Origin of the sequence: Arenibacter sp. ARW7G5Y1 (genome assembly GCF_003201775.1) — a bacterium.
GTDB lineage: Bacteria > Bacteroidota > Bacteroidia > Flavobacteriales > Flavobacteriaceae > Arenibacter.
Map to the genome: position 1 here is coordinate 104,584 of NZ_QJJZ01000015.1, position 21,781 is coordinate 126,364.

23 protein-coding genes are annotated in these 21,781 nt (G+C 39.4%); 13 read left to right on the forward strand and 10 right to left on the reverse strand.

The features are described 5' to 3' along the window. Nucleotides 1-66: 66 nt before the first annotated feature. Nucleotides 67-1,560, reverse strand: a complete 1,494-nt coding sequence (locus C7972_RS18965; protein ID WP_110357747.1) for a S41 family peptidase — start codon at nucleotides 1,558-1,560, stop codon at nucleotides 67-69. A 242-nt stretch (nucleotides 1,561-1,802) separates the two neighbouring features. On the opposite strand from C7972_RS18965, the gene C7972_RS18970 reads away from it, so the two are divergent. From C7972_RS18970 to C7972_RS18990, 5 genes are all read left to right on the forward strand, one after another. Then, entirely contained in the window at nucleotides 1,803-2,312 is a 510-nt protein-coding gene (locus C7972_RS18970) for an RNA polymerase sigma factor (protein ID WP_110357748.1), read from the forward strand. Continuing rightward, a complete protein-coding gene (locus C7972_RS18975; protein ID WP_110357749.1) occupies nucleotides 2,299-2,721 on the forward strand; it encodes a hypothetical protein in 423 nt (140 codons plus the stop codon). The genes C7972_RS18970 and C7972_RS18975 overlap by 14 nt, the downstream gene beginning before the upstream one ends. A 10-nt stretch (nucleotides 2,722-2,731) precedes the next feature. Then, complete coding sequence (locus C7972_RS18980) at nucleotides 2,732-3,280, forward strand: DUF4252 domain-containing protein (RefSeq protein ID WP_110357784.1); 549 nt, start codon at nucleotides 2,732-2,734, stop codon at nucleotides 3,278-3,280. 67 nt (nucleotides 3,281-3,347) lie between these two features. Next, entirely contained in the window at nucleotides 3,348-3,893 is a 546-nt protein-coding gene (locus C7972_RS18985) for a DUF4252 domain-containing protein (RefSeq protein ID WP_110357750.1), read from the forward strand. A 180-nt stretch (nucleotides 3,894-4,073) separates the two neighbouring features. After that, a complete protein-coding gene (locus tag C7972_RS18990; protein WP_110357751.1) occupies nucleotides 4,074-5,615 on the forward strand; it encodes a GH3 auxin-responsive promoter family protein in 1,542 nt (513 codons plus the stop codon). Here the strand turns inward: C7972_RS18990 and C7972_RS18995 are convergent. Further along, entirely contained in the window at nucleotides 5,612-6,220 is a 609-nt protein-coding gene (locus tag C7972_RS18995) for a hypothetical protein (RefSeq protein ID WP_375334793.1), read from the reverse strand. The genes C7972_RS18990 and C7972_RS18995 overlap by 4 nt on opposite strands. Before the next feature lie 225 nt (nucleotides 6,221-6,445). Here C7972_RS18995 and C7972_RS19000 point away from each other — a divergent pair, with 225 nt between their 5' ends. After that, nucleotides 6,446-7,261, forward strand: coding sequence for a mechanosensitive ion channel family protein (locus C7972_RS19000; RefSeq protein ID WP_110357752.1), 816 nt, complete (start codon nucleotides 6,446-6,448; stop codon nucleotides 7,259-7,261). 97 nt (nucleotides 7,262-7,358) lie between these two features. On the opposite strand, the gene purB is transcribed toward C7972_RS19000, so the two are convergent. The 3 genes from purB to C7972_RS19015 all read right to left on the reverse strand — a co-directional run bounded on the left by purB (nucleotide 7,359) and on the right by C7972_RS19015 (nucleotide 10,323). Next, nucleotides 7,359-8,702, reverse strand: a complete 1,344-nt coding sequence (purB, locus tag C7972_RS19005; protein WP_110357753.1) for an adenylosuccinate lyase — start codon at nucleotides 8,700-8,702, stop codon at nucleotides 7,359-7,361. 105 nt (nucleotides 8,703-8,807) lie between these two features. Beyond that, nucleotides 8,808-9,368: an adenylosuccinate lyase gene (locus tag C7972_RS19010; RefSeq protein WP_110357754.1), complete on the reverse strand. Its 561-nt coding sequence runs from the start codon at nucleotides 9,366-9,368 to the stop codon at nucleotides 8,808-8,810. 262 nt (nucleotides 9,369-9,630) lie between these two features. Continuing rightward, nucleotides 9,631-10,323 carry an NAD-dependent deacylase gene (locus C7972_RS19015; RefSeq protein ID WP_110357755.1) on the reverse strand — a complete coding sequence of 231 codons (693 nt, stop codon included), beginning with the start codon at nucleotides 10,321-10,323 and terminating at the stop codon, nucleotides 9,631-9,633. A gap of 61 nt (nucleotides 10,324-10,384) precedes the next feature. Here C7972_RS19015 and C7972_RS19020 point away from each other — a divergent pair, with 61 nt between their 5' ends. Genes C7972_RS19020 through C7972_RS19030 form a run of 3 tightly spaced genes read left to right on the forward strand, consistent with a single transcriptional unit; the run spans nucleotide 10,385 to nucleotide 11,999 of the window. Then, entirely contained in the window at nucleotides 10,385-11,041 is a 657-nt protein-coding gene (locus tag C7972_RS19020; protein WP_110357756.1) for an RNA methyltransferase, read from the forward strand. Nucleotides 11,042-11,086: 45 nt separating this feature from the next. Next, a complete protein-coding gene (locus C7972_RS19025) occupies nucleotides 11,087-11,614 on the forward strand; it encodes an SRPBCC family protein (RefSeq protein WP_110357757.1) in 528 nt (175 codons plus the stop codon). A 7-nt stretch (nucleotides 11,615-11,621) separates the two neighbouring features. Beyond that, the gene (locus C7972_RS19030) at nucleotides 11,622-11,999 is read left to right on the forward strand and encodes a VOC family protein (protein ID WP_110357758.1); all 378 of its coding nucleotides are present in this window, start codon (nucleotides 11,622-11,624) and stop codon (nucleotides 11,997-11,999) included. 3 nt (nucleotides 12,000-12,002) lie between these two features. Here C7972_RS19030 and C7972_RS19035 read toward each other — a convergent pair whose 3' ends face one another. From C7972_RS19035 to C7972_RS19060, 5 genes are all read right to left on the reverse strand, one after another. Continuing rightward, entirely contained in the window at nucleotides 12,003-12,818 is an 816-nt protein-coding gene (locus tag C7972_RS19035) for a metallophosphoesterase (protein ID WP_110357759.1), read from the reverse strand. A 798-nt stretch (nucleotides 12,819-13,616) separates the two neighbouring features. After that, on the reverse strand, nucleotides 13,617-14,396 hold the full coding sequence (locus tag C7972_RS19045; RefSeq protein ID WP_110357761.1) for a carboxypeptidase-like regulatory domain-containing protein: 780 nt from the start codon (nucleotides 14,394-14,396) through the stop codon (nucleotides 13,617-13,619). A gap of 77 nt (nucleotides 14,397-14,473) precedes the next feature. Beyond that, nucleotides 14,474-16,267, reverse strand: a complete 1,794-nt coding sequence (locus tag C7972_RS19050) for a DEAD/DEAH box helicase (protein ID WP_110357762.1) — start codon at nucleotides 16,265-16,267, stop codon at nucleotides 14,474-14,476. A gap of 160 nt (nucleotides 16,268-16,427) precedes the next feature. Beyond that, complete coding sequence (locus C7972_RS19055) at nucleotides 16,428-17,072, reverse strand: DUF4337 domain-containing protein (RefSeq protein WP_110357763.1); 645 nt, start codon at nucleotides 17,070-17,072, stop codon at nucleotides 16,428-16,430. Next, on the reverse strand, nucleotides 17,059-17,649 hold the full coding sequence (locus C7972_RS19060) for a non-canonical purine NTP diphosphatase (protein WP_110357764.1): 591 nt from the start codon (nucleotides 17,647-17,649) through the stop codon (nucleotides 17,059-17,061). The genes C7972_RS19055 and C7972_RS19060 overlap by 14 nt, the downstream gene beginning before the upstream one ends. 110 nt (nucleotides 17,650-17,759) lie before the next feature. Here C7972_RS19060 and C7972_RS19065 point away from each other — a divergent pair, with 110 nt between their 5' ends. The 4 genes from C7972_RS19065 (at nucleotide 17,760) to serA (ending at nucleotide 21,746) form a co-directional block, all read left to right on the forward strand. Continuing rightward, complete coding sequence (locus tag C7972_RS19065) at nucleotides 17,760-18,212, forward strand: isoprenylcysteine carboxylmethyltransferase family protein (protein WP_110357765.1); 453 nt, start codon at nucleotides 17,760-17,762, stop codon at nucleotides 18,210-18,212. A gap of 83 nt (nucleotides 18,213-18,295) precedes the next feature. After that, the gene (locus C7972_RS19070) at nucleotides 18,296-18,907 is read left to right on the forward strand and encodes a SatD family protein (RefSeq protein WP_110357766.1); all 612 of its coding nucleotides are present in this window, start codon (nucleotides 18,296-18,298) and stop codon (nucleotides 18,905-18,907) included. Next, nucleotides 18,904-19,605 carry a DUF3307 domain-containing protein gene (locus C7972_RS19075; protein ID WP_110357767.1) on the forward strand — a complete coding sequence of 234 codons (702 nt, stop codon included), beginning with the start codon at nucleotides 18,904-18,906 and terminating at the stop codon, nucleotides 19,603-19,605. Before C7972_RS19070 ends, C7972_RS19075 begins: the two co-directional genes overlap by 4 nt. 248 nt (nucleotides 19,606-19,853) lie before the next feature. After that, nucleotides 19,854-21,746: a phosphoglycerate dehydrogenase gene (gene serA / locus C7972_RS19080; protein WP_110357768.1), complete on the forward strand. Its 1,893-nt coding sequence runs from the start codon at nucleotides 19,854-19,856 to the stop codon at nucleotides 21,744-21,746. Nucleotides 21,747-21,781: the final 35 nt, after the last annotated feature.

A 21,781-nucleotide genomic window follows, 5' to 3' on the forward strand; every position in this document is an offset into this window, starting at 1 on the left:
CACATTATATTTATTGGCCTAGGTTAATCTTTATAAGCTAGGGCGACACCTCAAACAGAGTACTGGCTACTGTTTTTTTATCCAGTTTAGGGGTTTTTTGATATCCATAAACATATTGTCCTTGATCTTTGTGAACATCTTGGAACTACTTACCAATTCAACCGGCATATCTACCGTAAAATCCATTTTTGCAGTGGTTCCTGTAATCTCTGCAATGGCCTTGGCCAAAAGGGGTTCGTCCATATTGCCCAATATACCCATAATGGATAGATCCTCCCTCAATAATATATCAGGGGCAAGGCCGTCCGTATACTCCGAAAAGCCATTGGCATTTTCATTTCGTCCTATCAATGGTTGAATGGCCCAATGATTTTCAGGATTTATATTGTCCTCCCTATTTGGGTCGTACACATTGCCATTCTCAAAATCGTCCACAAAGGTAACGGAAAATTCATTCTTCCCAGTCGTTGTTGTCCCTATATGGATAACATTTATGTAAGGGTCCAATCCGTTCATTACCAATTCACTTGCCGATGCGCTACTCCCGGTGGCAATGACATAAACCTTGCTTAAGCCTAACGTGTTTATAGGAGTATTGTTGTCCGTTGCATCGGCAAAATACTCAATAAGATCGGTGTCCTTAAACTCAGATTGCAGCTTGTCATTATACCTGGCTTTCAGGAAAACACTATTGGTATAGGTGCCATAAACCATACTGGATAATAATCGGGCCGAATTAACCGATCCCCCTGGATTGTACCTAAGGTCCAAAACTAGATCTGTAACGCCGGCGGATTTGAATTCGCCAAAGGCATCGTTTAACTCTTCGTCAAATTCATTCGTAAAGCTATTGTACATTAAATAGCCAATTTTTTGTCCGGCAGTTTCCAATACCTTGGTAATAAATATCGGATTTTCGGTTAGGTTGGCTTCTTTTGTCAATGTAACCTCCCTATCCGTAGTGGAAATAATATTATCGGAGATTTCTGCCATATTTAAGGTATAGGTGTCGCTATCTCCAAATAAAAGGTCTATATAGTTATCCAGATTAAGGTTAGTGCCATTTACTCCCGTAAAAATATCCCCTCTTCGGATATCTTTGGTAGCGGCATTGGAGTTGGGCACAATGTAGCGTACATATCCGTAGACATCATCACTATCCACAAATAAACCCAAACCAAACTCCAAGCCATTGCTTTTGGAAATTCCGGCGAAAGATTGTGTCAATTCTTTATAATCATCGGAATAAAAACTAAAGCGGTCTTCCGTATAAAGTAATTTTTCGTCAAAAAATGTTCCAGGGTCTTCCTCTGTTTCCAAAAACGATACGTAATCCTCAAAGGAATTAAAGCGGTTATCTCCCAAGTCAGATACATCACTTTGCCAAAAGTAATAAGTATTCATGGTCTGCCACATAAAGTTTTGGACCGTTACATCTATTTCTGCTTCCGGGTTGGGGGTTATCCCTTCAAATGCATCGGTAACTTGGGGGTCATCATTCTTATTGCAACCCGTGAGGATCAATCCCAATCCTAAAAAAATCAATAAATACTTCTTCATAATTTTTAAAATAACGGCCAAACCATAATGGTTAGTGACGTACAAATATCATTCCATTAAAAAAGTATGAATTAGCTTTGGGGAACGATTTAAACTATATACGGTAATATTGCCAATTTGGTTTCCGTTGCGCTAATTTACTTACATTGTAATGAATTGGAAACTAATTGTAACAAAATTCGATGTACGTCGTCTTGCTATTGTAAGCCTGTTGATCAGGATTATAAAACAACTAAACCAAAATGCAACAAACGGAGTTTTTAAATGTGGTTTTGCCATTTAAGGATAAGCTTTATAGATTGGCCAAGCGTTTATTGGTCTCTAAGGAAGAAGCAGAGGATGCCACACAAGAAATCCTAATGAAGCTATGGTCCAAAAATAGTATGATGGAGGGTTATAACAATGTGGAGGCCTATGCCATGATGATGACAAAGAATTTTTGTTTGGACCGACTCAAATCCAAACAGGCCGGGAACTTAAAACTGGTGCATAGCAATTACAGGGATGAAAATGTTTCATTGCAGAACCAGGTTGAGGTAAGCGATAGTCTAGGTTGGGTAGAAAGAATCATGGAGGAATTGCCGGAACAGCAAAAAATGGTACTACAGCTAAGGGATGTGGAGCAGTATGAATTTGAGGAAATAGCCGAACTATTGGGTTTGAGTGCAACGGCAGTTAGGGTCACTTTATCCAGAGCGCGAAAAACAGTGAGGGAAAAATTAGTTCAAAAGCACAATTATGGAATTAAATAATATAGAAAAATTATTGGAAAGATATTTTGACGCAACTGCTACGGTTGCTGAAGAAGAAATGTTGAGGGAGTATTTTACAAAGGAAGAAGTTCCGTTGCACTTAAAAAAATATGCCCCAATGTTTCAGTATTTTTCAATAGCCAAAGAAGAGAAGTTTACTAGACAGGTTCCACTAAAACCTAGAAAAAAAAGTTATATGAAGTGGATTTCCGTTGCGGCTGTAGGCATTTTGATATTTGGTATTTATTTTGGAAGAAGCTATCAAGAACAGCGAGAAGCCGAATACGCCTATCAGGAAACCAAAAAGGCATTGAGCCTTTTGGCCGCCAATCTTGGTAAGGGAACCGAGAAAGTAGCATATTTAAGGGAATTTGAAGAAACAAAACAAAAAATTTACAACAAAAATTAAATCAAAAAAAATGAAAAAGATTATCATAATAGCATTAGTTACCGTTTTGCCCCTAATAGGTTTTTCACAGTCCATGTTCGATAAATTTGAAGATCTGGACAATGTGAGCGCTGTAGTGGTCAATGAAAGCATGTTCAAATTGTTGAGCAAGATAAACGTAGAGGTCGATGACAAAGAGGCTCAGGATTTTATGGATATTGCCCAAAACCTGAAAAATCTGAAGGTTTTTATTACCGAGGATAAAAAGATTTCTGCGGACATGCAGGTTACCATGGAAAAATATCTGAAATCGTCGTCATTACAGGAACTTATGAGGGTTAAGGATAAGGATGCCAACGTAAAGTTTTATATCAAGAGCGGGAAGGATGAGGATCATGTAAGTGAGTTGCTCATGTTTGTCACCGGGATTAATAATACGGACCTGGAAATTAATAATAGAAAATTTGAAACGGTATTGCTATCGCTGACCGGGGATATCGATCTAAACAAGATTGGATCTTTGACCCAAAAGATGAATTTGCCTACCGAGCTAAATAAGGCTGGTAAGAACAAGAAATAGTGGTTGGGGGCAATGATCCATTTATTGGACCATTGCCCTTACCGATCAACACTTAATCATACAGAAAATGAAAACAAAAGTTGGGAAATTCACCGGGGCAATGTTGCTGATCTTCACATTGTCTGCATGTTCGTCCACACAAAGTCTTCAGGAATATTATGTGGACAATGCGGATAATCCAAATTTTTTATCGGTAGATCTACCGGTAAGCTTGTTGAATATGGAGAAAACCGATTTAACGGAAGACCAAAGGGAAGCTCTTGCGTCATTAAAAAAATTAAATATTCTGGCGTTTAAAATAACCAAGGATAACCTTATTGAGTTTCAAAAAGAGAAAGCCAATATTACGGCCATTCTAAAGAATGGCAAATTTACAGAGCTAATGAAAATGAACACCAAATACGGGAAAGCTTCGGTAAGATATTTGGGTGATGATGATGCCATTGATGAGGTTATCATCTATGGAGACAGCGAGGATAAGGGTTTTATGCTGGTACGGGTATTGGGCAAAAATATGAACCCTGCCAAATTGGTCCAATTTATGAAAGCTGTGGAAAAATCGGATTATAAAGGGGAAGGATTGGGAGAAATAGGAAATTTTTTGAAGGGGTAAAGCAGTGCCTAGCGGAATGCTATGTATGGAATGGGTTAAACATTCTCTGTTTAGAAATAATGTCTTGTAACGAGATTAGGGATATTTGTGTTAAATCAGCCTTTGCTCAGGAACTTTAATAATCAGCTGATTTATTATAAAAGTTCCTGCCGAAGACATTAAAAATCCAATATATCCCCTATGGCAATCCTAGGCAACATTATTAAAAATACAATTCACCTAAAGGAAACGTTCTCTTCTGAAAGGGATCATTGGGAAGAACAACAAGAGGTCCTTCAAAATATTTTGAATATTGCCCGAAATACCGACTTCGGGAATTATTATGATTTTGGGACCATCCTGGATTCTCGGGACCTTCCCAGAAAATTTGCCGAAAAAATACCTTATTTCGATTATTCAAAAATAAATAGGGAATGGTGGCATAAATTACAAGAAGGCCATGAGAATGTTACCTGGCCTGGCAAGCCATCTTATTTTGCCCTAAGTTCCGGAACAACCGGAAAAAAGAGCAAGCGGATACCTGTTACGGACGATATGATCGAGTCCATAAGGGCCGCGGGACTTAAGCAAGTCTTTGCTTTGAGTAATTTTGATTTACCTGCCGATTTTTTCGAAAAGGAAATTATGATGTTGGGCAGTTCTACCAATTTGGAGGAAAGAAATGAACATTTGGAAGGAGAAATAAGTGGTATAAGTGCAGGAAACATTCCTGACTGGTTCAGAAGTTACTATAAACCAGGGGAGGAAATCGCAAAAATTGAAGACTGGGACAAAAGGGTGGAGCGTATCGCTGAACGCGCCGGTGATTGGGATATTGGTGCTTTGAGCGGGATACCTTCATGGATAGAATTAATGCTCCAAAAAGTTATTGCACACCATGGCCTAAAAAACATCCATGAAATTTGGCCCAACCTGATGGTGTATACTTCGGGTGGGGTAGCCTTTAAACCCTATAAAAAAAGTTTCAATTCTCTTTTGGGGCACCCTATTACAGTCATAGATACCTATTTGGCTTCCGAAGGATTTATTGCCTGCCAGACAAGGCCAGAAACCACGGCCATGCAGTTGATAACCAATAATGGGATCTATTTCGAGTTTGTTCCCTTTAAACCGGAATATATTCAGGAAGATGGGTCCCTGACGGGGAATGCCCCTTCCATTACCTTAAACGAAGTGGAATTGGATAAGGATTATGTTCTGGTTATAAGCACGGTTAGCGGGGCATGGCGTTATTTAATTGGTGATACCATTAGGTTTACAAATTTGGAGAAAGCCGAAATACAAATTACTGGACGGACAAAATTTTTCTTAAATACGGTTGGATCGCAGCTCACCGTTAACAAAATGGATGATGCTATGGGACATTTGGAAGATGCGTATTCTACCAAGATACCTGAATATACCATTTGTGCCAAACGTTTTGATGATGGCGAGTTCTACCATTGTTGGTATTTGGGTTCCGATATGGAAAATCCTGATTGCGAATCTCTGTCCAAGTCATTGGATAAGTTTTTGATGGGGGCCAACAAAAATTATAAGGTAGCTAGGGGCAAATCCCTAAGAGGGGTGAAGGTTAAGGTAGTTTCTCCTGATTTTTTTTACGACTGGAATGGGAAGAACAAAAAGAAAGGTGGTCAGGTCAAAATGGAGCGGGTAATGAAGGAAGAAAAATTTGCCGACTGGGAACAATTTGTGCGCACCAAAGTCTCCCATGGGATCTAGCGGCTACGTTCTTCTGCCAAAATCATGATCTCTTCCGGGGATAGGTAATACTTTTTAATTCGATCCTTATAGGAGACGGCTATATCTGAGTGGTTCAAAATAAAATTCTTGGTTGCTAGTATATATTTCTCCATACCGTGGGCAACAGCATAGGTGTCCGCCGCACGTTCGGCCTCTATTATAAATCGATCGGAAAAGAGGTATTTTACCCCAAATGAAACCAAATTGGTCTTAGTCCTATTTTGATAGTCCATAATGTGTCCCAATTCATGGCCGATCCAACCAATTAGAATATTGGACGGGATATCCTTTGTTGTAAATTCTTTATCCGAAATCTTAAAAGTTTCACTGATCAATATTACATAGTTCCTTTTGCTCCGTTTCTTGAAGAAACTTTGAAAGGTGGGTCTGGCCTGCATGGTCGATTTCTTGATATTTCTTTTAAAACGAATTTCAATATTACATTCTGATAGTTCCGGATAAAAAGACAGTGCCTTTAAGGCTTCATTTTCAATCGAATTTGGAATTTTATGTTGTGCATTCATAAACAAGGAGGCTGAAATAGCCATAATGTAGATTACCGATTTTCTATTAAATATATTCATGTTATAGTATAACATAAATATTGACAAATAGCATTCCATGTATAAAATTTAACCTAAAATTTAATACTTCTACAATTTTAGAAGAACCATTCCCTTTTATAATGGCTTGTCTTGGGGTGGGAGCCTGGATCTAATTGATTAAAAGTTCCAAATCCTTGGTGCAGTTAACCTATTATAAAACTTATGTTATCTTCGTGATATTATGAACACTAACAATATACAATCATGGAAAAGGCAGAAGAATGGCTTAATTACGGAATAGAATTGGCAAAAGAGTTTGGACCTAAGGTGCTCACGGCATTCTTAATCTTCATTATCGGATTATGGGTTATTAAAAGGATTATCGGAGGTACTAGAAAGGTCATGTACAAGAGTAAATACGATGAATCCCTACAGCGTTTTTTACTTAGTATGGTGTCATGGATCCTGAAAATATTTTTAATCTTAGTGGTTATTGGTCAGTTAGGGATAAACATAACTACTTTCGCCGCTGTGATCGCTGCAGCCGGTTTGGCAGTTGGCCTTGCCCTACAGGGCTCATTGTCCAATTTTGCTGGTGGGGTTTTGATCATGATATTCAAACCTTATAAGATTGGGGATTTGATAGAGGCACAGGGCGTATTAGGTGCAGTAAAGGAGATTGAAATCTTCACCACGAAACTTATAACACCTCAAAATAAACTTGCCATTGTGCCCAATGGAGCCATGGCCAATGGCAATATCATCAATTACACGGCCGAAGGTAAGATGAGGGTGGATACTACCATTGGTATTGGATATGATGAGGATATTAAGAAGGCCAAGGAGGTACTATTGGCCGTATTGGAATCCAATCCCAAGGTGTTGAAAGACCCGGCGCCATCGGTTAACGTTTCCGAGTTGGCGGATAGCTCCGTGAATTTTGCCGTACGTCCCTTTTGTCTACCAGAAGATTATTGGTCGGTGTATTTTGGAACCTTGGAATCCTGCAAATTGGCCCTTGATAAGGCAGGTATCGAAATACCATATCCCCATCAGGTAGAAATACAAAAGAAGGGGTAGGGTCTGTTCCTTTGAAGTATGGATAAAAAAGTAATCCAGGGCATAATGATCATACCCTGGATTGCTTCATGTAAGCCTATTATAATTGAGTGCTTTTTTAAATACCCGTATAATTACTCGGGGTAATTTGCTTCAATTCAGATTTTATTGCTTCCGTCGTTTCCAAAGTATCTATAAAATTTGAAATGGATTTTTGTGTAATTTTCTCATTGGTCCTGGTTAATCCTTTCAAGGCTTCATAAGGATTGGGGTAGGCCTCTCGCCTAAGGATGGTTTGAATGGCTTCTGCGACTACCGCCCAATTATTTTCAAGGTCCTGCTCAAATTTCTCCTTATTCAATAGTAGTTTATCCAATCCCTTTAAAGTGGATTGAAAGGCTATAAGTGTATGGCCAAAAGGTACGCCAACGTTTCTGAGTACCGTACTGTCCGTTAAATCCCTTTGCAACCTGGAAACAGGAAGTTTGGCGGATAAATGCTCAAAAATGGCATTGGCAATTCCCAAATTGCCTTCGGAGTTTTCAAAATCGATAGGGTTTACCTTATGGGGCATAGCGGACGACCCCACTTCGCCAGCTTTTATTTTCTGTTTAAAATAGTCCATGGAAACATAGGTCCAAAAATCCCGGTCCAAATCTATTATAATTGTATTGATCCTCTTTAGGCAGTCGAACAGGGCAGCCATATGGTCGTAATGTTCTATCTGTGTAGTAGGGAAGGAGTGGTGCAGACCGAGCTTTTCTTGCACAAATTTTTGTCCAAAACTTCTCCAATCAATTTGTGGGTAGGCAACCTTGTGGGCATTATAGTTCCCTGTTGCTCCCCCAAATTTGGCAGCACTTGGTATATCGTTGAGCAGATTGAATTGTTCTTCCAAACGCACGGTAAATACCTCTATCTCTTTTCCTAAACGGGTTGGGGATGCTGGCTGGCCGTGTGTCCTTGCCAACATTGGAACGGCCTCCCATTCCTTGACCAGGGCCGTTAACTTGTTCAATACCTCCAAATACTGGGGAACATAAACCTCGTTCATGGCTTCTTTAATGGAAAGAGGAATAGCAGTGTTGTTTATGTCCTGCGAGGTAAGTCCAAAGTGGATGAATTCCTTATGTGACTCCAAGCCCAATTTGTCGAACTCCTTTTTTATAAAGTATTCAACAGCCTTTACATCGTGGTTGGTTACCTTTTCAATCTCCTTTATGGCAATGGCATCCTCCGAACTAAAATCGTTATAAATTTTACGTAAATCATTAAATTTTGATTTGTCAAAATTTGAAAGCTGGGGAAGGGGAATTTCGCAAAGTGATATAAAATATTCAATTTCTACGCGCACCCTATATTTTATTAGAGCCTCCTCTGAAAAATATGAGGCAAGGGAATCTATTTTGTTTCTGTATCTGCCATCAATAGGGGATATGGCGTTTAATTTGTTTAATGACATCTCGTGCTATTTGATTGATTTTGGAAAAGGGCAAAGATAGCTATAAGTTAAGGAGTTTAAAAGTTAAGCGGAAGATTGTTCTGTTATTTGTACCAAGGTTCTTACTTACTTCAGTTTCGCCAAGGTCAGCCTAGCCCTTGCCTTATAAGCCGCACTGCCATTTTGATAGTTCTGTTCCAGTATCATTCGCAATTCCGGATGGATCCAGTTGAACTTTCTGCCCAATAACAATAAGCTGGTCATGGAATATGCCTGGGCCGCCACTTTATGGTCCCCTATAAGCCAGTCGAAACAAGCGGAAGTTATATTTTCCAAGTGTTCTTCATTAAGTGCGTTACGGGTTGTGTGGTCCTTTGATTGAAAGTAGGATTTCATTAAGATCTCGCAGATTTTGGCAATGGGCCTAACTGCCGGATCCAAATGCACCGAACCAATATTACGGACAAAAGTATCCATGCTCGGAAGGAGGTAAGCCAAGTGTTCCTTGGCGGTAAATTCCAAAATCCAGCAGGCTTTACAGGAAACGGGATCATCTACTTGAAAGGCAACTTTCATAAGGGTTGCAATGTTGGAAGGTTGGCTCACTACAAGGTTGGACATATCCCTTCTTTTGGTCCTGGAATGATCAACGTAGTTGAGGGCGTTATAGAGTTCTAAATAGGTCACGGATACACTTTGATATTAACAGATTCCAAATTTTGTATAAGGGAATAAATATAAATAAATCATGGGTCAATTCGCAGCCTACTTATTTTATTAGGCTCTTTTAGAAAGCTATCCCCTTGGAAATGCTTGTGATGGGGCATGGATTGAAGTAGATCCTTTGCTGGGCACCTTGCCAGGTTTAATTGGGGAAGCTAAATGGAAAAAAGAAGTTGCCGTTGACTACATAGTCCAAGTTTTATGTACCTGGGATAACAAAGGAAGTTCAATGCTTTTCGCCGATCAAATCCGATACCAATTGGGGTACTCCGGTTACGGCACTGGCCTGTATTATAGTGAGTTGTTTAAAATCGGTCCGACTAATATTGGGTTTTGGGTCTATAAAATAAATGGGGGTGTCCCTGGTTACATAATGGATTAAACTAGCTGCTGGATATACTTGCATGGAGGTACCGATGATGATTAAAATATGGGCAGATTGGGTGATATTGGCCGCTTTTCCCAATAGTGGCACTTCCTCTCCAAACCACACGATATGGGGGCGCAACTGTTTTCCATTTTCTGAAAGATCGCCAAGTTGGATATCGGTTTTCCAGTCAATTATGTGATTGGGATTATGGCTGCACCTAGCCTTTAATAACTCTCCGTGCAAATGAATGACCTTGGAGCTTCCAGCTCGTTCGTGTAGGTCATCCACATTTTGGGTAATTATGCTTACGTCAAAATGGTCTTCCAGGCGCGCCAAAGCTTTATGGGCCATATTGGGGGCGACTTTGAGCAACTGTCTTCTTCTCTCGTTGTAAAAATTGAGGACCAATTCGGGATTATCCCCAAAACCTTGGGGTGTTGCCACTTCCATTACATCATGACCTTCCCACAATCCATCGGAATCCCTAAAAGTGTTAATGCCACTTTCCGCACTGACCCCTGCACCTGTTAACACCACTATTTTTTTCATTGTGCTAGAATATAGTAATATTTGTAAAATTAAACGTTTTCTTTTTTAATACCCTAGAATTATGGTCGATTACCAGTTGCTTCATTATTTGGAAGGTTTTATAACCCCTGAGCGGAAAGCCCGTTTCCTGAAAATTTTGGAAGATCGTACAAATTATATAACCGTAGCAATAGAGGATGTTTTCCAGATGCACAACACCAGTGCCGTTGTGAGGAGCTGTGATATTTTTGGGGTGCAGCAGGCCCATCTCATTGAAAGTAGGTTCGGTAAACGACTTGATAAGGATATTGCCATGGGGGCCCAGCAATGGGTGGATTTAAGAAGATACAATAGCACGACGGATTGTATTGACACCTTGAGGCGTCAAGGGTATAAAATTGTAGCTACTACCCCCCACAGGGATGATTGTTCACTTACGAATTTTAATTTGGATGGAAAGACAGCATTATTTTTTGGAACAGAACGGGATGGCTTGAGTGAGGAGGTATTGCAAAAAGCTGATTCTTTCCTAAAAATACCCATGGTAGGGTTTACCGAAAGTTTAAATATCTCTGTTTCTGCCGCAATAATTTTACACACCCTAACAAGTCAATTGCGCAAAGGGAACATAGATTGGAAGTTGACCGAAGAAGAGAAACTGGAAAAAAGATTGGATTGGACCAAGAAATCAGTTCGGAGTTTGGATGATGTTTTGGCCAGATTTCATGGGACAAAATGATATTTTTAGTATATTTAAACAGCACTAACCAATAAATAAAAGCTCATGGCAATATTGCTTTATATAATCATAGGGGTGGTTATTTTGATTACCGTTCTTGCATTACTGGCTCCTAAAAGTTATGATGTTTCCAGATCTATAGAAATTTCAAAACCTAAGGCCCAAGTTTTTGATAATGTTAAATATTTGAAAAAACAGCAGGAATGGTCCCCTTGGGCCAAAAAAGACCCTAATATGGAAAAAAAATTCACCGGTATTGATGGCGAGGTAGGGGCGGTAAGTTATTGGAACGGCAACAAGGAGGTAGGTGAAGGTGAACAGGAAATCAAAAAGATAATTGAGGGCGAAAGAGTCGAAGGGGAGCTTCGATTTATGAAACCTTTTAGGTCTACCTCCATTAGTTATTTGGATCTAACGGAATCGGGAGATGGAAAAACCAAGGTTACCTGGGGCTTTAAGGGAGAGAACAAGTTTCCCATGTCTATCATGATGTTGTTTATGAGTATGGACAAGGCTGTTGGTAAGGATTTTGAGGAGGGACTTCGTAACTTAAAATCCATTATGGAAAAATAACCCGGTTATGGAAAGTAATATGGTTGGCTGGTTTGAAGTTCCGGTAATTGACATGGAGCGTGCCAAAAAGTTTTATGAAGCGGTATTTGATATTGCTATTTCTGTCCACGACTTGGACGGGTTAAGAATGGGCTGGTTTCCGTCTGCACCCGGAAAATCTGGAGCTATGGGTTCCTTGGTACAGCATGGTTCGTATATCCCAAGTGACACCAAGGGTCCCGTATTGTATTTTTCATGTAAAGATTTATCCCTTGAGTTGGGTAGAGTGGAGGGCGCTGGGGGGACTGTTTTGCAGGCTAAGAAAGAAATAGGGGATGGCCATGGGTTTATGGCCCTGTTAAAGGATACTGAAGGCAACAGAATTGCGCTACATTCGCAACTTTAGTAATTAGATGTAAAAAATACTTGCCTCTGCCCGGGCTCCAAATCGCAGTGGAATTACAGTGGTGCCGATTCCTTTGGAAACGTACATATTAGAAATTCCGTTATTGTACCATCCCTTAACATAGTCCCCGCTACCGTAGGGTGTAATGAGTGGTATTCCAAAAAAGGTTACTTGCCCCCCATGTGTGTGTCCTGAAAGTATTAGTTTCGGATTAATTTTATGTTCTATACTAATGAGGTCTATTTGCTCCCTATAAGCGGGACAATGATTAAGGACTATAACGGGCAATGATTTGTCTATTTTTTCTATGGATTTTCTAAAATCCGGATTGCCATGGACCAAATCGTCCAATCCGATAATGTTAATTTCCCTTTTTTTGGTTTTGAGTACGTATGGTTCGTTGATCAGCAAAATACCATTGTGATCCCTAAATAGGTCCTTTAGTTTTTGTATGTCGATTCTTCCTGAAGATTCCTTATTGCCTAAAATGGCTATTTTTGGAATATCGGCATTCAATAAGCCTAAAAAATCCTCTAAAATCGCCATATATTTGTCCCGCTCTATGGAATCACCTGTAAAGAATATGACGTCTGGCCGTTCCTTGTTGATTCGCCTGGCAATGGTTTTATGAACCCATTTTATATCGTGTAAATGAAGGTCGGTTAGATGAATGGCTTTGATTTTGTTGGATTCCGTTTCAGAAATATCGTGCTCCGTCCACTCTATAAAATTGGTTTCCAGCCAGTAAGAATCAATTGTAGCAAAACCAACGGACCCTAAAATCAATTTTAGGATAAAATGTCTTCTATTCAATTTCATTTAATATCTGTTGGATACACATTTTGGCATTAAAAAGGAAGTGTACGAAATTAGGAAACATTTTTAGAAATTGTCTTGTAAAAAAGTTAATTGGGCATAATTTATAGGTTGGGAGAAGAAATGTGTTATTAATCTTGTCTCTTCATTCCTAGCCAATTCCAACCTTAAAACGATCGGCAAGTAGAAAATAAATGTTGGCGGCTTTTCATAAAAAGGCGATTTCAATTGACTTTTGTGGGGCAGGTCCATATCGGGGCCGGCTTCTTTGTCCTCTTTAATTTTATTCTCGTTAAAGTAGAAGGGAAAAATCAAAAGCACAGCAAGGTGCATCCCCTTTTTAATTAGCAGCTATTTTGCTTATAGCTAAAATCTCTGGATTTTAAGGATCGATGCCATGGCCTAAATTATTTCCAAGGCTTCAATAATTCTTAATGGCCATGCCATCTCCACGACGGAAGAAGAACGACCAAACCATAGACCTTGAGGGCAATGCCAAAGGTTGTTAATAACGGAAAATGACTTATCCCCACATGAAGGTTGACGCAACCTAAGGACCGGCCTATTTTCAATTTACTTAAGTGGTTATTATTGCCTGCCTTCGGCAGACAGGCCTGCCTTTGTCGGCAGACAGGTTTTTTATAGGTTTTCGTGAATCTTCGATTTCGTATTAAATCAAGTAGTTTCCACATTGGTTTCAGGTAGGCGTCCATAGAGCATTTCACCCAAGTGAAAGCGGCCTGGACGGCGGAGCCGTGGAAAGTGCGTAGATTTAAAGAAATTCCAAGGGTCAAGCAAGGCTTACCTTTTCCTGTTTAGGACCTTATATTCTTCGTAGCAGCTGCTTATGGCGTCCAATATTTGCAGGTCATTGGCCGTAGTAATAAAGGATTTGGAGTAATTGCAATTATTAAGTATGTCCTCAATATCCACCTTTTCCAATTGCAACAGCTCTGTCAAGGTTTCCCTATCGAATTTCGAGGCCAAAAGATCCCTAATTTGATCGTCCTCCTTCATTTGTCGTAATTTGCGCATTTGGTTGGGTTTCTTCCCGAATAAATTTCTCAACAAATCCGCGGGGTTCAGTATGGCTCCCAACACTTTGGTAACGGCACTTGGATTCTTGCTTCCGGCCTCATAGCCAACGGACAAACCAGAAATACTATATTGAAAGGCGTTGTTCAGGGGTAAGTTCTTTACGTCTATTTCCAAATAACCTGTAAGGGAGTAGGGCCTAACTATAACCTCTTCCAAGGCGTATGCCAATTCGGTAAGGGAAATTTTAGTCTCTTTAAATTTGAACATATCATTGGTAACCCTCACTTTTTGGGATTTAAACCCTAAAAAAGTAATATAAAGGGTGTCATTGACCTTGGCAGGAATATTGAATTCTCCTTTTTCATTGGTAATTGTACCCACCACTTCGTTAAGGTTTACGACATGGACACTTTCCATTGGTTGGTCGGTTTGGGCATTTAGAACCACCGCTTTTAATTGTTTTACACCTTCATCCTTTTGGTCGTCCTGGGAATATCCAAAAGAGACAATTAGGAGGAGTAGGGGCAAGAAATAATTTTTCATTAAATAAAATCCATGTTTATAATTGGTAAACTAACTAAAAAAATACGCCGAAGCGTATTTTTTTAATATACAATTAACTAAAAGAAATCACTTTTTCTCTTAGTTCTTCTTTTTCCAGAACTACTAGAGGGGCTTCCTTTGGCCGCACTTCTGTCTCTTCTTCTTCCCTTGTTGCGATCATTATCCCTAGAATCACGGCCTCCGCCACTTCTACTCCTGTCCCGTCTTCCGCGACCTCCGCCTCCACCTGGGTTTTTTGATACTTCAACATTGACAAATCTGCCATCGACCTTAAATTCCGTGAAGGTTTTTAAAATAGCTTCGGTAGCGGCTGCATCGGTATTGAAGAAAGAGAAACTATCCTTTACATCAACTTTAAAAATATCGTCCTTGCCCAAATTAACGGTATCTCTTAGGAAATCCTTTAAAGACATCCAGTCATAACCATCCTTTTCGCCAACATTGATGAAATATCTAACGTTTCCGTCAGCTGGGACACGGCTATCACCATCCCTAGATCTTCCTCTTTCTGCACGATCACCAGAATCTGAGGTATTCAGGTCCTTGGTTTTGTTGTAATAATTAAAGAAACGCGTAAATTCTACCGAAATTATCTTTTTTATAAGTTCTTCACGGTCTATACCTTGTAGTACATCATTTATCGCAGGCAAATAATTGTCTACTTCCTCGTTAACCTTGGTGTCCTTTATTTTATTGGCCAAATGGTAAAGCTGTATTTCACAAATTTCCATTCCTGTAGGGATTTTTTTGGAAATAAAATCCTGTTGAATTTTATTTTCGATGGCCTTGATTTTCCTAAGTTCGCTTCTGGTAACAATAACCATGGAAATCCCTGATTTACCAGCCCTTCCAGTACGTCCACTTCGGTGTGTATAGGTCTCTATTTCATCTGGTAATTGATAGTTGATAACGTGGGTAATATCATCAACGTCTATACCACGTGCCGCTACGTCCGTAGCAACCAACATTTGTATTTGTTTCTTACGGAAGGAGTTCATTACCAAATCTCTCTGGTTCTGACTTAGATCCCCGTGCAGTGCACCGGCATTGTACCCATCCTCGATCAACTTTTCAGCCACCTTTTGTGTGTCCCTTTTTGTTCTACAAAATATGACCGAGAATATATCCGGGTTGGTATCGGCAAGCCTTTTTAGTGCAGGATAACGATCTCGACCACCTACTACATAGTACTCATGTTGTACGGTAGTTGCTCCTGAATTTTTTGTTCCTACCGTGATTTCTTGAGGACTGTGCATGAATTTTTTGGCAATCACAGATACCTCTCTGGGCATGGTTGCGGAAAACAACCAAGTGGATTTTTCCTTCGGAGTGTTGGAAAGAATATCTTTGATATCCTCCATAAAGCCCATATTCAACATTTCATCGGCTTCATCCAGAACGCAGTAATCGATTTTGGAGATATCCACCAAACCACGACCAATCATGTCCTTCATTCTACCTGGGGTAGCTACCACAATCTGGGCACCCCTTTTTATTTGTCTGGCCTGGTCCGTAATACTGGCACCGCCATATATGGCTACAACATTAACCCCTTTTTCATACTTGGAGTAAAGCTGTAGTTCATTGGTGATCTGCAAGCAAAGTTCCCTTGTCGGGGAAAGGATCAAACCCTGTGTAGTCCTACTATCGCTATGTATTTTCTGAATTAGTGGGAATCCAAATGCTGCAGTTTTACCTGTGCCTGTTTGGGCTAGGGCAACCAAATCGGTTTCACTCTCCAATAAGATGGGAATTGCTTTTTCTTGTACTTCTGAGGGTGATTCAAATCCCAAATCAGAAATAGCATTTAATAGGGACTGTTTTAGCCCCAATGCTTCAAATTTTGTCATAATATGTTTTAAATAATCGCAAATATGTATGTTGCATAGAGCGATTATTCTTTATAACCTATTTAGACTCAGCGCAACACATGCTATACTAGCGGCGTTAATTGAAGCGGCAAAGGTACTGCTTATTTTTTAATTAAAATATTTTATTTTGAAAGCGGTTTTATGGGGCAAGGATAAAACCGTATACCGAAATTAGAATTCCAATGGTGCCAAATACCATCATAAGCAGGATGAAGTTTTTCTGTAGTTTTTTGTTATCGCGAATTATTATGCAAACTGCACCCAGTACGATGCAAATTTGAAACAACAATTTTCCCAAGTCGAATTTTTTGGTCGCGGTTTCGTAATCCTGGGTAAGTTTTTCCCATTCGTTTATTCCTATAATTTTGCCCATTTCCCCATCAAGGTCTTGTGCCCAATATTCTCTTGGTACATTGGATGATCCTACCAGAATTTCAGTTTTTTCCGCTTCGTATTTTAGTACCATGCTTTTGGTCTGGGCTACTTTGGACTTAATATTTTTTATTTTATCATCGGGTATTATCCCTGTTTCCGTCAAGGCATTTAAATAATCCAGCTCACCTTCCTTTAAACTTTGTTTTATACTTTTGGATTGGTACCAATTGGAATAGTTTACGAATTGGCTGTGGGCAATCATCATCTCCTCTTCCAGGTTATTGTTAACAAGTTCCGCTATGGCCAATAAGGCAGCAAATACCGCAATCATTATTCCTCCAACGGTCTCGGTACGCTCCAATAATCTAGGGGTTGTTGTGGGTGTTTCTTCAATTTTATTTGTTGACATGGGGTTGGTTTTTGAAAAATGCTAATAATTGTTCTATTGCTTTGGCTCTGTGGCTTATTGTGTTTTTGACCGAAATTGGTAATTCGGCAAAAGTTTTGTTATATCCGTTGGGTCTAAAAATGGGGTCGTATCCAAAACCTTTTTCGCCTTTTTTTTCGGTTGTTATTTCCCCTTGGACAATTCCTTTGAAAAGCAGTTGCTCATTGTTAAGGTTAAGGGCAATAACGGTTTTAAAATGCGCAGATCTGTTGGGGTGTTTATGCAATTGGAGCAATAATTTGTCCATATTATCATCAGCATTCTTTTGTTCGCCGGCATACCTTGCGGAATATACCCCTGGCGCCCCATCCAAAGCGTCCACCAAAAGTCCGGTATCGTCTGCGAAACAGGGGTAACCGTAATTGTCTGTGACAAAATTGGCCTTAATGGTTGCATTGCCCTCCAAATCGTTTGCGGTTTCGGGAATCTCATCCATGCAGCCAATATCCTTTAAAGAGAGGAGCTGTATTTCCTTGGGAAATAAGATTTGCACTTCTTTTAGTTTGTTGGGGTTGTGTGTGGCAAATACCAATTGCATTGTTCTAGGTCTTATTATTTTTCTGTTCGGGTTTGATAATCTTAAGGGGCAAATTAATTTTAAATGTTTAAAAGTAGTAATTTTATTTTCTTATCATTTTATTATATGCTATGAAGTTAAAAATTCCGCCCCTTGTCATCACTATTGTGTTTGGGTTGTTTATGTACCTGTTGGCAGCCTTTTTACCTGTTGGTTATTTTGAATTTTTTGGTAGAAATTATTTAATGTATTTACTTTTTTTTCTTGCATTCTTGATTGGAGCGATTTCATTGTGGCAGTTTTTTAGTTCAAATACCAGCATTGACCCCCGTACTCCTTCCAAAGTAACCAAATTGGTTAGCAGTGGTCTCTATCAATATTCAAGGAACCCTATGTATTTGGCACTATTGCTGCTGCTTTTGGCTTGGGGACTGTATCTAGGGAATGCTTTTAACACACTATTGGCAGCCGGATTTGTCTACTATATGAATTCCTTTCAGATCATACCGGAGGAGGAGGCCTTGACGAACATGTTCGGGAAGGAGTATCAAAAGTATTGTGTAATGGTTCGTCGTTGGTTTTAATCTTTTTATAATCTATTTAACTTATAAGTATAAATATTAGTTAATTAGCTTATATTTTAATATATTAGCATTTTAACTTATATATGGTAGCTATAATTACAGGGGATATCATTAATTCTGACCGTTATGCGGCTTCGGAATGGATGGATATTTTAAAGTCATACCTTGGTCTTCAGGGGAAAACGCCCAGCGATTGGGAGATTTATAGGGGCGATGAATTTCAAATAAGAACAACGCCGGAAAGAGCCTTGTCCATGGCCATTCAGATCAAGGCCCTCATTAAATCGATCAAGAATTTGGATGTAAGAATGGGGATAGGACTGGGGTCCGAAACGTTTGTGGGCAGCAGTGTAAGTCAGTCCAACGGAACGGCCTACCAACGCTCCGGTAGGATTTTTGAAACCTTAAAGGAACAAAAGCTTAATTTGGCCATTGTAACAGGCCAAGCCGATAAGGACGATACTTTGAACCTTATGTTGAAACTAGCATTGAACTTTATGGATGATTGGTCTACCGTTTCGGCACAAATGGTAAGTTTAACCCTGGCAAAACCTGAGGCGTCCCAACAAGAGGTTGCGGATCAATTGAAGATAAAACAATCAGCCGTAAGCCAGCGATTAAAACGGGCAAGGATGGATTTGGTGTTGGATTTACTGGCGTATTACAATGATAATTTAAAGCATATTAAGGCATGATATTTTTTACTAAACTTTTGTTGGCCCACCTTCTGGGCGATTTTTTGTTTCAACCCACTAAATGGGTGGTGCACAAAGAGGCGAATAAGATAGCATCCAAATATCTATACCTCCATATATTGGTACATGTTATGATCACCATGTTGTTATTGTGGGATTTAAAATTATGGAGGTGGGTTTTGGTAATAGGCATATCTCATTATTTTATAGACCTTTCAAAAATATATGCCAACCCTTATTTTAAGAATAAATCCATTCCTTTTTTTATAGATCAGGTATTGCATTTGATTGTTTTGTACTGCTGTGCGTATAATTCTGATTTAATGGGGCACACCTTGGGTCTTATAAAGGAATTAAATTGGCAGTTGGTTACCGCGGTTGTATTTGTAACTTATCCCTCTTCCATTATTATGGCCAAATTGTTGGAAGGTATGTCGCACAGGATAGAATTGGATCATAAGTCGCTTCCAAATGCGGGTAAGTATATTGGAATTATAGAACGAATGTTTGTATTGATCTTTATAATTGTAGGTAGATGGGAGGCAATTGGTTTATTGATTACCGCCAAATCTGTTTTTAGATTCAACGACCTTAAGGAAAGCAACTCAAGGAAGCTCACGGAATATATATTGATCGGTACCTTGATGAGTTTTGGATTGGCCATATTGGCCGGATTAATTTTTCTCGGGGTTCGCTGAAGGTAGATTTGATCAACGGATGGATATTGATAGACCCTTTAATTTCAAGAAGGATAATTGACGGATTCTAAAATTGTCCACGGGCATAGGTGCAGGGAGATTTTTATCAATTTCTTAATTTTATAGGGGTAAAAAAATCAATTTCCCATATATGGAGGTGAATATTCAAGTCTCGATTACTTTTCTAGACAAGAATAGGAAGTTGGACAAAATTTATTCATACTTTTGCCCCTTAAAATTCAGATTCAATGGTTGCGGTAGGCAGAAAATATGTGTTTGATTTTGATAGTACGCTGACAAGAGTGGAGGCGTTGGATGTTTTGGCGGAAATTACGCTAAATGGAAGATCGGATAAGGACGATATTATTCGGGAAATCCAAAAAATAACCAATTTGGGGATTGATGGGGATATTTCTTTTACCCAATCCTTGGAAAAAAGAATTAATCTACTGAATGCGCACAAGGACGATTTGGAGAATTTGGTACAATTGCTTCGCCAAAAGATATCCAAGTCCATTGAATCCAACAAGGAATTTTTTCAGAATTATGCCGATGATATTTATGTAATTTCCTGTGGTTTTAAAGAGTTTATAGATCCCATAGTCGCCGAATACAACATTCCTGCGGATAGGGTGTATGCCAACACATTTCGATTTGACGACAATGGGAGGATAATTGGATTTGACGAGAACAATGTATTGGCCTCCCACAACGGAAAAATTGCCTGTTTGAAAAACTTGGATTTACAAGGGGAAGTACAGGTGATTGGAGATGGTTACAGTGACTATGTAATGCGCGAAGCCGGTATAGCGGATAAATTTTTTGCCTATACCGAGAATGTGCATAGAGAAAAGGCTGCGAGAAACGCAGACTATATTACACCTAATTTAGATGAATTTTTATTTGTGAACAAGTTGCCAAGAAAGATATCCTACCCGAAGAATAGAATAAAGATCCTATTGTTGGAAAATATCCATCAAAATGCTTTCAATACCCTTTCTGAGGAGGGGTTTTCCGTGGAGCTGTTAAAGCATAGTTTAACGGAAGAAGAGCTGATCGAAAAAATAAAAGGAGTACACGTTCTAGGAATACGTTCCAAGACACAAGTCACCAAAAATGTGTTGGCTGCGGCAGACAAATTAATGGTGGTGGGTGCCTTTTGTATAGGTACTACCCAAATAGACTTGGAGGCCTGCAAGAAAAAGGGAGTTGTGGCATTCAATGCCCCATATAGCAATACACGGTCCGTTGTGGAACTGGCTATTGGTGAGATCATTATGCTAATGAGGAGTATTTTTCCTCGTAGTACTGAAATCCACGCCGGGCAATGGAATAAAACTGCAGCCAATTCAAAAGAGGTACGTGGTAAAAATATCGGTATTGTAGGTTATGGCAATATTGGAAAACAACTTTCGGTATTGGCCGAGGCCTTGGGAATGCGTGTTTACTATTACGATGTGGGGGATCAGTTGGCACTGGGCAATGCCACCAAGTGCAATACCTTGGAGGATTTGTTAAATGTTTCCGATGTAGTAACCTTGCACATAGACGATAACAAGGCCAATAAGAATTTTATAGGGGAAAGGGAAATTAACCAAATGAAAGATGGTGCCCTTTTTATAAATCTATCCAGAGGTTTTGTGGTGGACATTGAAGCACTGGCCAATGCCCTGAAAAGTGGAAAGATCGCAGGAGCTGCCATAGATGTTTTTCCAGAGGAACCCAGAAGTAACGGGGAGTTTTTAACGGAGCTGAAAGGTTTGGAGAACGTTATTTTAACTCCACATATTGGTGGTAGTACAGAGGAAGCACAGCGTGATATTGCCGATTTTGTTCCCCATAAAATAATGGACTATATCAATTCAGGGAATACCGTAGATGCCGTAAACTTTCCAAATATTAGGCTGCCAAAACAGAATAATGCACATCGTTTTTTACATATCCATAAGAATGTTCCAGGGGTTATGGCGAAGATCAACGAAGTTTTGGCCCGTTATGATATGAATATTTCAGGACAGTACCTGTCTACGGATAACGAGGTGGGGTATGTAATTTCGGATTTGGATAAAGAATACAACAAGGATGTTTTAAAGGCCCTTAAGAAAATAGACAATACGATTAAGTTTAGGGTTTTATATTAGAATAGAACTGGAAATCACAACTTTAAAACTGCCTG